Source organism: Mucilaginibacter sp. P25 (assembly GCF_050859465.1).
Taxonomy (GTDB): Bacteria; Bacteroidota; Bacteroidia; order Sphingobacteriales; family Sphingobacteriaceae; genus Mucilaginibacter; species Mucilaginibacter gossypii.
The window spans coordinates 290,583-303,131 of the sequence record NZ_CP193937.1; the positions used below are offsets into that span (position 1 = coordinate 290,583).

13 protein-coding genes and 1 pseudogene are annotated in these 12,549 nt (G+C 42.6%); 10 read left to right on the forward strand and 4 right to left on the reverse strand.

Annotated features, from left to right (window positions below):
* Positions 1-218: 218 nt before the first annotated feature.
* The 5 genes from ACRQ5D_RS01435 to ACRQ5D_RS01455 all read left to right on the forward strand — a co-directional run bounded on the left by ACRQ5D_RS01435 (position 219) and on the right by ACRQ5D_RS01455 (position 5,948).
* Positions 219-539: an ArsR/SmtB family transcription factor gene (locus ACRQ5D_RS01435; protein ID WP_090528388.1), complete on the forward strand. Its 321-nt coding sequence runs from the start codon at positions 219-221 to the stop codon at positions 537-539.
* Entirely contained in the window at positions 536-1,501 is a 966-nt protein-coding gene (locus ACRQ5D_RS01440; RefSeq protein ID WP_091166773.1) for an SRPBCC domain-containing protein, read from the forward strand. The genes ACRQ5D_RS01435 and ACRQ5D_RS01440 overlap by 4 nt, the downstream gene beginning before the upstream one ends.
* A gap of 540 nt (positions 1,502-2,041) precedes the next feature.
* Positions 2,042-3,571, forward strand: coding sequence for a glutamine-hydrolyzing GMP synthase (guaA, locus tag ACRQ5D_RS01445; RefSeq protein ID WP_091166967.1), 1,530 nt, complete (start codon positions 2,042-2,044; stop codon positions 3,569-3,571).
* Between the two features lie 146 nt (positions 3,572-3,717).
* Entirely contained in the window at positions 3,718-4,779 is a 1,062-nt protein-coding gene (locus ACRQ5D_RS01450; RefSeq protein WP_431198990.1) for an ABC transporter substrate-binding protein, read from the forward strand.
* On the forward strand, positions 4,776-5,948 hold the full coding sequence (locus tag ACRQ5D_RS01455; protein ID WP_091166770.1) for an RNA methyltransferase: 1,173 nt from the start codon (positions 4,776-4,778) through the stop codon (positions 5,946-5,948). The genes ACRQ5D_RS01450 and ACRQ5D_RS01455 overlap by 4 nt, the downstream gene beginning before the upstream one ends.
* Positions 5,949-6,550: 602 nt before the next feature.
* Here the strand turns inward: ACRQ5D_RS01455 and ACRQ5D_RS01460 are convergent.
* The 3 genes and pseudogenes from ACRQ5D_RS01460 to ACRQ5D_RS01470 all read right to left on the reverse strand — a co-directional run bounded on the left by ACRQ5D_RS01460 (position 6,551) and on the right by ACRQ5D_RS01470 (position 9,952).
* A complete protein-coding gene (locus ACRQ5D_RS01460) occupies positions 6,551-7,123 on the reverse strand; it encodes a MarC family protein (RefSeq protein ID WP_091166768.1) in 573 nt (190 codons plus the stop codon).
* Positions 7,124-7,135: 12 nt separating this feature from the next.
* Positions 7,136-8,280: pseudogene (locus tag ACRQ5D_RS01465) on the reverse strand (MFS transporter); the annotation flags it as partial.
* 115 nt (positions 8,281-8,395) lie between these two features.
* Positions 8,396-9,952 (reverse strand): amino acid permease, encoded by a 1,557-nt coding sequence (locus tag ACRQ5D_RS01470; protein ID WP_091166763.1) that lies wholly within the window; start codon positions 9,950-9,952, stop codon positions 8,396-8,398.
* An 83-nt stretch (positions 9,953-10,035) separates the two neighbouring features.
* On the opposite strand from ACRQ5D_RS01470, the gene ACRQ5D_RS01475 reads away from it, so the two are divergent.
* Positions 10,036-10,209 carry a hypothetical protein gene (locus ACRQ5D_RS01475; protein ID WP_189549455.1) on the forward strand — a complete coding sequence of 58 codons (174 nt, stop codon included), beginning with the start codon at positions 10,036-10,038 and terminating at the stop codon, positions 10,207-10,209.
* Between the two features lie 13 nt (positions 10,210-10,222).
* Here the strand turns inward: ACRQ5D_RS01475 and ACRQ5D_RS01480 are convergent, their stop codons facing one another.
* Entirely contained in the window at positions 10,223-10,585 is a 363-nt protein-coding gene (locus ACRQ5D_RS01480) for a hypothetical protein (protein ID WP_091166760.1), read from the reverse strand.
* A 151-nt stretch (positions 10,586-10,736) separates the two neighbouring features.
* On the opposite strand from ACRQ5D_RS01480, the gene ACRQ5D_RS01485 reads away from it, so the two are divergent.
* The 4 genes from ACRQ5D_RS01485 (at position 10,737) to ACRQ5D_RS01500 (ending at position 12,429) form a co-directional block, all read left to right on the forward strand.
* Positions 10,737-11,075 carry a single-stranded DNA-binding protein gene (locus ACRQ5D_RS01485; protein WP_091166759.1) on the forward strand — a complete coding sequence of 113 codons (339 nt, stop codon included), beginning with the start codon at positions 10,737-10,739 and terminating at the stop codon, positions 11,073-11,075.
* 262 nt (positions 11,076-11,337) lie between these two features.
* Positions 11,338-11,790: a hypothetical protein gene (locus tag ACRQ5D_RS01490; protein ID WP_091166757.1), complete on the forward strand. Its 453-nt coding sequence runs from the start codon at positions 11,338-11,340 to the stop codon at positions 11,788-11,790.
* A gap of 160 nt (positions 11,791-11,950) precedes the next feature.
* Positions 11,951-12,121, forward strand: coding sequence for a hypothetical protein (locus ACRQ5D_RS01495; RefSeq protein WP_431198992.1), 171 nt, complete (start codon positions 11,951-11,953; stop codon positions 12,119-12,121).
* A 128-nt stretch (positions 12,122-12,249) separates the two neighbouring features.
* Entirely contained in the window at positions 12,250-12,429 is a 180-nt protein-coding gene (locus ACRQ5D_RS01500) for a hypothetical protein (RefSeq protein WP_431198993.1), read from the forward strand.
* Positions 12,430-12,549 lie beyond the last annotated feature (120 nt).

The following is a 12,549-nucleotide window of genomic DNA, read 5'->3' on the forward strand; positions in this document are numbered from 1 at the left end:
CCTGCTTGCAATTTACGTTACCTGATACGCTTTTGAAATCGGCTTGTCCTTCGGGAGACGCAATTATGCGTCTCTACAAAAAATATTTTCCTTCATTTTTTAATAATACCACAGAACGCTCAACTTTCAATCTCAGCTCTAAAACATTTTCCAAATAAATTTCCGCAACCAATTAATTGCATTTATATTGCAATCGAACGGTTGCAAAAAAAGATTTTATGAGAAGAGATGTATTTCAGGCCATTGCCGATCCTACCCGCAGGGCCATCATTAGTTTGCTTGCTTTGCAGGCTATGACACCCAATGCCATTGCCGAACATTTTCAAAGCAGCCGGCAAGCTGTATCCAAGCATATCCAAATCCTGAGCGAATGCCAGCTGGTTAATCAAAAACAAACCGGCCGCGAAATTTATTATCATTTTAACGCTCAAAAAATGAAAGAAGTGGATGTTTGGATGGACCAGTTCCGCGCCCTGTGGGAAACCCGTTTTAGCCAGTTAGATAACGTACTACAAAACCTAAAAAACAAACAGTCATGACAAACAACGAAACCGTATTTACCAAAGACCTGCAAAACAGACGGCTTAATGTGGTAAGAACTTTTGACGCGCCACTCAATTTAGTATGGCAGGCATGGACCGAAAGTGAAATTCTTGACCAGTGGTGGGCACCAAAACCTTATCGCACCGAAACAAAAACCATGGATTTTAGGGAAGGCGGCTACTGGTTATACCAGATGGTTGGCCCGGAGCATACTGAACATCCAACATGGTGCAAGGAAGAGTATAAAACCATCGTAGCTCCGCAAAAAATTGCCAATGCTGTTTCCTTTTGTGACGAAAATGCTGTAACCAATACCAATTTCCCTGTTATGAACTGGGAGAAGAACTTTACCGGCAAGGGTGAGCATACTACCGTTAACATCGATATCTATTTTGACAAAGTGGAAGATATGCAAACCATTGTTGGTATAGGCTTCCAGGAAGGCTTCACTGCCGGCTTAAGCAACCTTGATCATTACCTGAGCACAGCTTTCAGAATCAGGAAAGATCTGAAACCGGGCAATGCTGCAAGGGTTACCACTTATTTAAATTTCCCCGGAAACACTGAAGAGGCTTTAACCTTTTACAAAGAGGTTTTTAAGGGTGAGTTTACAGGTAAAAAACTCACGCGGTTCAGCGATATAGAGTTACCGGCTGAGGTCCGGATGAACGAAGCTGATAAAAAATTGATCATCCACGGCGAACTTACCATTATGGGAGGCCACGTACTGATGGCTACCGACGCGCCGGAGAGTATGGGCTTTAAACTGCAGACCGGCAATAATATGCACATCAACGTTGAACCCGAAAGCCGCGAAGAAACCGAGCGCCTGTTCAACGAACTTTCGGTTGGTGGTGTGGTTACTATGCCATTGAGCGATATGTTCTTTGGGGCATACTTCGCGGAGCTTACGGATAAATACGGTATTAACTGGATGCTGAATTATCAGAACGTTTGAACCGGGATTTGGGGGGGTTGGTTTACTGGGATTTTAATTGCGATTTTAATATAGCTTAACGTCCCATCAGGGTCTCTCGCAGAGGACCCTGATGCATACACCATTCAGGTCCGCTGTTCAATCCACTTGCGCTCGTTTGCAACCTACCGTGTACCCATATCTTTTTATTAAAGAAAATGTCATTTCGAACGAGCCAGCGCAGGGAAAAGCTGGGCGCGAGGAGAAATCTTATACGCCATACATAGCGAGTTTGCTGCTTGTAGAAGATTTCTCCTCACCTCCAGCGCACCATCCCGCCCAGGGTTCGTTCGAAATGACAACTACTTTTGTTTAATCAGAAGGTTTGATAAGATATGGGTACACGGTAGGTTAAAAACGGGCGCTTAACGTGGCTTAGCGATTGCATCGCAACTCGCATTACAAATGCCGAACCATATTAAGCACTCATCACAGATGAGCGCAAGTTCATCGGCAAATCATCAAATAAAAAAATCCGAAATCCCAACTCCCAATTCCGAAATCAAAATCCTATCTTTGCCCATGCAAGAAAAAATCCTCATTCTTGACTTTGGTTCGCAATTCACCCAACTTATAGCGCGCCGTGTCAGGGAGCTCAATATTTATTGTGAGATCCACCCCTTCAATCATTATCCCGAAATTGACAGCACTGTAAAAGGTATCATCCTTTCCGGCAGCCCTTATTCTGTAAGGCAGGAAGATGCTCCTCATTTCGAGTTTGAAAAATTCCACACCACACGCCCTATTTTAGGTGTTTGCTATGGTGCTCAATACGTTGCCCATTTTCATGGCGGCGAGGTATTGCCATCAAGTACCCGTGAATATGGTCGCGCCAATCTGGAATATATCAAAAAGGAGAATCCATTATTTAAGGATGTTCCCGGTGGCTCACAGGTGTGGATGTCGCACGGCGATACCATTGCTACCATTGGCGATAACTTTGAGGTAATTGCAAGTACCGATAGCGTTAAAGTTGCCGCTTACCAGGTAACCGGAACCCAAACTTACGGCATCCAATTTCACCCGGAAGTTACCCACAGTATTGACGGTAAACAATTGCTGCAAAACTTTTTGGTTGACATTTGCGGATGCAAACAGGACTGGACACCTGACTCGTTTATCGAAACCACAGTTGCCGCTCTTCGCGAAAAACTGGGCGATGATAAAGTAGTACTTGGTTTATCAGGCGGTGTTGATTCGTCGGTTGCGGCAGTATTGCTGCACCATGCTATCGGCAAAAACCTGCATTGTATATTTGTAGATAACGGCCTTTTGCGTAAGGATGAATTTGAGCAAGTACTTGATTCATACCAACACATGGGCTTAAACATAAAAGGCATCGATGCCAAACAACGTTTTTATGACGCGCTTGCGGGCTTAACCGATCCTGAAAAGAAACGTAAAGCTATCGGCCGCGTGTTTATCGAGGTATTTGATGATGCCGCACATGAGGTACAGGATGTGAAATGGCTTGGCCAGGGCACTATTTATCCCGATGTTATCGAGTCGGTATCAGTAAAAGGTCCTTCAGCTACCATCAAGTCGCACCACAACGTTGGCGGTCTGCCTGATTTTATGAAACTTAAAGTAGTTGAACCGCTTAACACTTTGTTTAAAGATGAGGTAAGGAAAGTAGGTAAAGCTTTAGGGATCGATCCTAATATTTTAGGTCGGCACCCTTTCCCGGGCCCAGGCCTGGCTATCAGGATTTTGGGAGACATCACACCCGAAAAAGTGGCGATACTACAGGAAGCTGATGCAATTTATATAAACAATTTACGTGCTGCCGGGGTTTACGATAAAGTTTGGCAGGCCGGCGCTATATTTTTACCGGTACAGTCGGTAGGCGTAATGGGCGATGAGCGTACTTACGAAAACGTGATCTGTCTCCGTGCTGTTGAATCGGTTGACGGGATGACCGCCGACTGGTGCCATTTACCGTACGACTTGCTGGCCAAGATCAGCAACGAGATCATCAACAACGTAAAAGGAATTAACCGGGTAGTATATGATATCAGTTCAAAACCACCGGCCACTATTGAGTGGGAATAAGTGGTTACCGTTTTTTTGCATAGCCTTGCTGCTGGCCGCGTGTTCACCCAAAACGCGGCCGGTAGCAACTACCGTAAAAAACCGACTGATACCGAAAAAAGCCCGATAATACCTCCGAAAAACCGGTCAAAGCTCCGGAGCAAAAGGTGGCTACTATAGCCATGATCCTGCCTTTGAATCTTGAGCATTTAAATCCGGCTCAAAAATATAGCCCTATACAATTAAGCCAGGCCAATATCGCTGTTGAATATTACCAGGGATTTAAGCTCGCCCTCGATTCGCTTACTGCTTACGGAAATAATTATAGGCTACAAATCTTTGACTCGAAAGACGAAGCCATGCAGGCACATGACCTGGCTTTAAACGCGTTTATACGTTCAAGCGATTTGATAGTGGGCCCGGTTTTCCCGGATGGCGTAAAATCCTTCTCCGGCGCATTGTCGTATTCAAAGGGACCAATTTTATCTCCTTTATCGCCTGCCAATCCAAGCACAATTAAAAGCAAAAATTTAATCACTGCTATTCCTCCGCTTGAATATCACGCATGGGGCGCTGCCGAATACATTAACAGAACGGTTAAACCTAAAAAAATCTTCATTCTGCGTTCGGGCTTTAACCAGGAAAGTGATTACGCTATTAACTTTAAAAAGGCTATTGACAGCTTAAGTAAAAAGAAGGTAAAGGTCACCAACGTATATGTTATACGGGGCAAACTGAGTAGCCTGCTGCCGCAGCTATCAAAAACCGAAAAAAATGTGTTTGTGATCCCTGCAACCGATCAGGCATTTTTAGGTGTAACCCTCCGATCTTTAGATACATTGAACAAACACTATCCGGTTATGGTGTTTGGGCACCCGAGCTGGGAGAAGTTCAGTTTCCTGAAACCGCAACTTTTACAACGTTTGAATACGCATATTACCTCTACCGAAAAAATAAATTACAAAGCGGGGGCTACAATAACATTTTTACGTAACTATAGGCGTGCTTATCACGTTGAACCGACCGAATACGCCATTAAGGGTTTTGATGAAGGATTGTATTTTGGAAAGCTACTCTTTACGGATAAAGGCATGCAATCCATAGAAGGAACGGATTTTACAGGTTTGCATAATGGCTTCCATTTTGTCAAAAAGCCGGGGCAGGGCTGGATCAACACCCACGTAAATATATTAATGTACACTAACTTTGAGCTAAAACAGGTAGAATGAAGGCTATAAATCAGCTTAAAACGTTTCAGCGAATTTTGGGTGAATACCCTGCCGATACGCCACTAAGTAAATTTTTACCCGGCTTTTACCGGCAAAACAAACAAATGGGCTCAACCGACAGGCGGGTTGCCAACCGGTTAGTATACAATTACTTTCGCCTGGGCAGGGCATTGCCTGATGTTTCTGAAGATGAGCGGCTGCTGGTTGCCGAATTTTTATGCAATACCCAAACCAACTCTTACCTGCAACACTTCAAACCAGAGTGGGCTGTATGTGTTGGTTTTAGTGACGATGATAAACTGGCCCTTGTAAAAACCGCCTACCCTGATTTTAAACTGGCAGATGTTTTCCCATGGAGCAGCCAGCTTTCAGAAGGGATTGATAAAGAAGCTTTTCTGAAATCATTTTTTTGCCAGCCCGATCTGTTTATCCGCGTGCGCAACGGTTATGATCATTTGGTAAAAGCCGAACTAACCAAAGCCCAGGTTGTATTTAAAGACGAAGGTAATGGCTGTTATTCGCTGCCAAACGGTACGCGCCTCGAAACCATATTTCCTAAACAACACTGGTTTGAGGTGCAGGATTATTCATCGCAGCAAACAGGGAATTATTTTAAGCCTCAGCGCTGGGATAGCTGGTGGGATGCCTGCGCGGCATCGGGCGGTAAATCACTATTACTGCATGAGGATGAGCCTAATATTAAACTGGTTGTATCCGATATCCGCGAATCTATCCTGGCCAACCTTGATGAGCGCTTTCAATTGGCCGGATTAACCAAATACCAGAAAAAAGCACTTGATCTTACCCAAAACATTGATTCAGTGATGCATGACTACGCTTTCGACGGGATCATCCTGGATGCCCCCTGCAGTGGCTCGGGCACCTGGGGACGTACACCCGAAATGATAGCCCAGTTTGATATGCACAAGATCGAGTTTTTCCAAAAGCTTCAGAAGAGTATTGCCCAAAACGTAGTAAAATACCTCAAGCCCGGTAAGCCGCTCATCTACATTACCTGTTCTGCCTTTAAAGGTGAGAATGAAGATGTAGTTGATTATTTAGTAAACGAGCTTGGTTTAAAACTGGAAGAGAAAGCGGTATTAAAAGGCTATGAGCGTAAAGCAGATACCATGTTTGTGGCGAGATTAAGCCCTTCTCCTATTGTTTAATAAAATATATAATTGCTGCCGTCGCTCGGCTCCAGCCGAGTGACCACTATTAAGCGGCGTCTCGCCGTCGAATTGCTAAGCCTTTTTAAGCGCGCAGGCCAGAGGCCTGGGGATAATCGTCACTCGGCTGGAGCCGAGCGACAGCGTTAGTATTGAATACTATAGTACCCTTTGACGCAAGTCTTGAATAGGGGGATATCGTGGAGGCTGACTTGTGCCTCTGCAAACTCATCTCAGAGAATTTCACATTGGTCTTTTTATCACAGCTGTAATAATCCCCCTGCAATTAAACCAATAGGCAAAATAATTTGACCGGGTACAACCACCATTGAAACAATAGCTAAAAGAACACCGACTCCTATTTTTAATAGCGCTAAATTAAAGAATGGTTTTTGCGCGTTATTAACGTCAACTATCTTTTGAGCAGTTAAATTTTTAGTACTTGTTCTATCAAATCAGCAGGGATAGCCTGTTTTTCGAGCCGGCATAAATTACCTCATTGTCAAGGCCCTCGTTTTTTAATCTTGAAGCTTGCAGGTAGGCTTTCCTTTTTAGTTCTTCGTCCATTGGTTCAGGTTAAAATATTCAAACAAATCAGGGGATTACAAATGCGTATTACTCCTAAACAGCTTAATAGCTATCGCCAAAAGAATTATCCCAAAGGCCTTACGCAGCACGCTTAACCCAATCGGACCAAGCAGCCTTTCAAGCCATTTTACGTTTTTAAGTACTAAATAAACCACAAGGGTATTCAGTACAATACCTACAAGGATATTCTGCGTTTGATATTGCGATTTAAGGGAGAGCAACGTGGTCATGGTACCGGCGCCTGCAATAAGCGGGAAAGCAAGCGGTACAATGGATGCAGCCTGTGGTAATTCCTCTTTAAAAAAATCGACACCTAAGATCATCTCCATGGCTATAATGAAAATCACCAGTGAGCCCGCTATCGCAAATGAAGAAATATCCAGACCTATTACAGCTAACAGTTCATCCCCTATAAAAAGAAAGGTTACCATAAGCACCAGCACGGCTATACTGGCCTTTTCCGACTCGATATGACCGACACGTTGCCTGAGCTGGATAATTACCGGTATACCACCCAAAATATCAATAATAGCAAAAAGGATCATCGTAACCGAAATGATCTCCTTAAAAATAAATGGGTGCGGCATGGTCTCTTAAATTTATTCTTTTTTCTTTAACCGGATGCTTAGCAGCAACGCAGCTAAAATATAGCATGAAGATAAGAAGAAAATAGCATGTACCGATAGCAAAGCTGCAAAGCCGGCCGTAACCGGACCAAGGGTTTGACCAATGGAAGCATATGACTGATTGATGCCCAATATTTTGCCTTGCTCTTGATGATCAATATGATCGGCAATTATCGCGTTGAGCATAGGATTACGCAGACCGTTAAACAAGCCATAAATACAAATACCTATAACAAAAGGAATAAAATGATTGGTGAGCCCGGTTACAAACATCGCCGCAAGGCAAAGAAAAGTAGAGAGCAACAGGATCATTGATTTAGATGAAAACCATTTGGTGAACAGCGGCACACAAAGCTGCATGATAATACCACTCACGCCGAAACCTGCGTACAGAATACCGATCTGCGTGGGGTTGATCTTCAGTACATCAACAGTAAAAGTTTGAAATGCTATGATCATGGTAAACTGCGCCATGGTAAGCATAAAACCGGTAAACACAGCTGTGCCGATAACCGGTCGTTTAAGGGTAGTTATCAGCGAGGTAAACGAAAATTTAGTTTTTTCTGAATTCTTTTTCGTTTTATCGGGCGGGTTGGTTTCCTTTAAAAAGAACAGGCTGCAAAGTGTGCCTATAAGTGAAATGCCCGCCGCAAAAAGAAAGGTACCTGCATACCGTACCTGTTAAGGAAGCCGCCCACAGCCGGCCCAATCACAAAGCCAAAGCCAAAGGCCGAGCTCAAAATGCCGAACCTTTTGGCACGGTTATCGGGTTTAGCCGTATCCGATACCATGGCCTGCGCCACGGATACATTACCGCCGGTAAGCCCATCAAGGATGCGGGCTGCAAAAAGCATGATCATGCTCCTCGCTTCGGCAAAAAGGATAAAGGAAATACAGGTACCTGCCAGGCTGATCACTAGCAAAGGCTTCCTCCCCCATTTATCAGACAGGGAACCCAGAACCGGTGTGGCAAAAAACTGAGCTACTGAAAAGGAAGCGGTGAGGATGCCTAATGTTTCGCCGGTAACGCCAAAGGTTTTACCGTATGAGTAAAGTATCGGTACAATAATGCCGAACCCTAACGAGTTGATGATACATACAAATACTAATACCCACAGGTTTTTATCGCCCTTCATGAAGCGGTTTTATTGGTTTACTGGTATAAAAAGAGAATGTAACAAAAAAGGTTCTGAAAATTCAGAACCTTTTTTGTTTATGATAACATTGTTATGATTACTCAACAAATTTAGGGTTGATAGGGTTATTGGCACCTTCAACTTTACCATGGCGTACATGCGAACGTTTGATACTGTAACCAAAGTAAACGGCAAAACCGATCAATAACCAAACGATAAGCCTTGCCCAGTTTTCCCAGCCTTCACTCGCAATCATACACAGGCATATGAGGGCACCAAGCGGGCAAACTATCATATAAGCCGGAGTTTTGAACGGGCGTACAATGTCGGGATCGGTTCTCCTTAAGATAAGGATACCTATACATACGAGCACAAAAGCGAAAAGCGTTCCGATACTTACCATGTCGCCTACATATTTATCGGGAATAAAACCGGCAAATAATGATACGAACACAAAGAATAACCATTGCGATTTATAAGGGGTACGGAATTTAGGATGTAGTTTTGAGAATACTTTAGGAATTAAACCGTCTGTACTCATGGTATAAAATACACGTGTTTGGCCCATAAGCATTACCAGGATCACAGACGAGAAGCCCGCAAGTATAGATACAGTAACAAATGACGCCAACCAACCGTAACCAGGCATAGCGGTTTTGATAGCATAGCTTACTGAAGCTTCTTTACCCTGGATAAGGAAATCTTTGTATGACACTAAACCAGTCAACACATGCGAGAATAAGATATAAAGTACTGTACAAAACACCAATGATATCAAAATACCTTTTGGCATGTCTCTCTGCGGGTTCTTAGCTTCCTGAGCAGCAGTTGAAACAGCATCAAAACCGATAAAGGCGAAAAACACAACGCTTGCACCGCGTAATACGCCAAGCCATCCGTGATTAAAGGTATCGGCATAGTCAACTACACCGGCACTCACTTTAATTTTTCCTGCATCGGCAGGGATGGTATATGGGGTATGGAAAGCCGGGTTAATAAAGTGCCAGCCTAAACCAATGATCATCAACACAATGGCAACTTTTACAATTACGATGATATTATTCACAACTGCCGATTCTGCAGTACCACGAATCAATAACAGCGTTAACAGGAACAGGATCAGAATAGCCGGCAGGTTAACGATACCTCTTGTACCCATCTCGGCGGCGTACATACCTGCAGTGGTATTTGACACTTCCATAAACGAGTGCGACCATGCGTATGGTATATGCACGTTAAAGAAAGTGGTTAAAAATTCATTAAAATACTGCGACCAGCCAATTGCAACTGTAGCGGCACCAAGCGCGTATTCAAGCACTAAATCCCAGCCAATGATCCAGGCAATAAACTCGCCCATGGTAGCGTAAGAGTAGGTATAAGCAGATCCTGCGATGGGGATCATACTGGCAAATTCTGCGTAGCACAATCCGGCCAGGGCGCAACCGGCGGCTGCTATAAGGAAAGAGATGGTAACCGCAGGGCCGGCATGTTCACCTGCCGCGGCTGCCGTACGAACGAAAATACCGGCACCTATAATTGCGCCGATACCGAGTGCTATAAGTGAGCCAACGCCTAAGGTTCTCTTGAGCGACTTCTCCGTCTCTGCCGAAGCAGCCATTAGTTGAGCAATCGGTTTTTTAATAAATAATTTCATTTTAAATTAGTAAGATCAGTCAAAAATTAAAAATTTACATTTCCCCAAACGTACTTAAATTTATTGAAAACATAAAGCGCCGAATGAAACAACAGTTAAGTATTAATTATCAAAATATTAAACTGTTAAATGCTATTAAATCTATAGAGAATCAGATTTTAAAGCTGAATGCAGAACGCCTAAAGCTCAAAGCAAATAAACCGGCAAATCTTACAGCGAACTGCTGCTCACTGCAAACTGTTACTGCCACTCACTGAAAACTGCCCACTGTTATTGCTCCCCTTCCCGTTTCACCAGCAATACTTCATCATTATCTAATAACAGGTAGCCGTACTCATAATTAAAAAAATAGGTCGACCCGGTTTTAGTTTGATAGAGGCTGGTAATATGGTCGAAATCAAAACCTTTTGCGGTGAGTTTTTTACGGGTTGTTTTGGTTTTGCCGGTTGGGTTCAACTCTTCCAGCACACGGCGGTTACGGCGCAGGATATTATTGATATTACGCACCAGGTTATAGCTGTTACTGTTAAGCTGATTGTTATAATTATTGCGGCACAGATCATTACAAAACTTTTTGTCGGCACGGCCTTGTAGTGGTGTACCACAATCTAAGCATACTCTTTCCTGGTTCATGACATAAAGATAGCGATTAATTTATCCGTTTGCAAACGCTTACAAACGGATACTATCGACTATAAACGGTTAATATCCGGTTAAATTTTCTTGCCCTCCCCACCTTTGTATCGTTAATTCAAACAAACATTAAACAGTAAATATTAAAACGATGAACTCATTAAGAAACAGTGTGCGCCTGGTAGGCAACTTAGGTATGGACCCGGAAGTAAAAGTATTCGACAGCAATAAAAAAATGGTACGCCTTTCCATCGCCACCAACGAAAGCTATAAAAATGATAAAGGCGAAAAAATAACCGATACCCAATGGCATAACCTGATTTTCTGGGGCACACAAGCCAAACTTGCCGAAGACCTGCTTAAAAAAGGCGATGAGTTGGCCATTGAAGGCAAACTGACCAACCGCAACTATACCGATAAGGATGGCATTAAACGTTACGTATCCGAAATAGTGGTTAACGAATTTTTAAAAGTGGGCGTTAAAGGCTGAAAAGAAAAGGGCGAGGTGCCTAAGGCTACAGGGCATTGGCGGGTAAAACCTGTGAACGCGGTTGGTTTGGTATCTCCAAAGGATGAATAATCCCAAGTTTCCTATACGACAGGACAACGTCATGGCTTGTTCTTATAAGAACGTATAGGAAACTTATTTTTGTTATTACTTTGATGTTCTTTGTCGTCAAATACGTCAATGGAATTCTTTCAAACACTTAGTCTTGCTGATTATGATTAGATTTACTTAGCTATCTTGAACCATGAAAGAAATTCGACTATATGGAGTAATGATGAAAGCCCATAGACTCTTCCATATAAATAAGCACTTATCAGATTGGGATTTAAGCCCTGTTGAAGGAAAAGGGCTGTACGTAAGGCGAAACGAAAATTATGGACATATTGAAATCAAAATCTACAAATCATTGGAGTACGATACCAAGATGATTTGGAATCTAAACAGTGACCAATTACCTGATGAATGGGGAGCCAAAGAGGCGGGTGAACATGCATTACGTTTTTTTATAAGTTACCTTGAAGGTATAAGAGGAGAAGACATCCCATTAATTTTTGAAGTTATTGGAGGAAGCTATCACCCCGTTGACTCAAAAGCCCGAAACTATACAACCGCCACAATATATGCTATTGTAGATTGTTTTGCGAAAAACGTTATTGAATTCAGAAGTCACCGACTGATTAAGAAAAACATATATTAAAGTGCAATCATCTTCGCTTGAATTACAAACCACGTAAGCATAGACCCTCAATTAAAGGTATCGATCAAACGCAGAGGCTTAATCCCGAGGGTATGCGGGCGCAGATATCGTCTAAAAACGAATGACAACAAATAGTAATTAAATACTTAACGCTTGATACATGTTAAAGTTATATAAAAAAGATGCCGCGGTGATAAACTATTGGGAAACCTGGGATAAAGATGATAAAACAGGATTAATTCACTGGGGAATTGTCGGCGAAGTAGGGCAAAATGAAGAAATACATTCAAGCTTGCTATCAAGCTTTCGAAAAAAATCCAAACGATCATAAACAAAAAAATAGACGAAGGTTATAGACACGTTGACATAGATGATCACTACACACTTTTAATCGAATATATAATTGAAGGTATAGGGACTCCAGAAGACATTGAAAAAAGAACAAGACTTCAAAACAAAATGGACGAGGTTTTAGGATGGACAGGTCTTGGACATTGTGACGGCGGAAGTACTGGTGGCGGAACAATGGAAGTTTGCTGTTTAGTAATAGATTTTGACTTAGCTAAGACTGTAATTGAAGTAGCCTTACAAAATACGGAATTTGCAAATTACGTTCGGATTTACGACGAAAACCAATGATAATCGCAATTAGGAAAACATTTGTTTAATCAGGATATAATATTAACTTACACATTTTAGAAATAATAGTCTATAACCTAAGTTGCCCAACTATATAGACAGCATCCAGGTTTGTTCTGC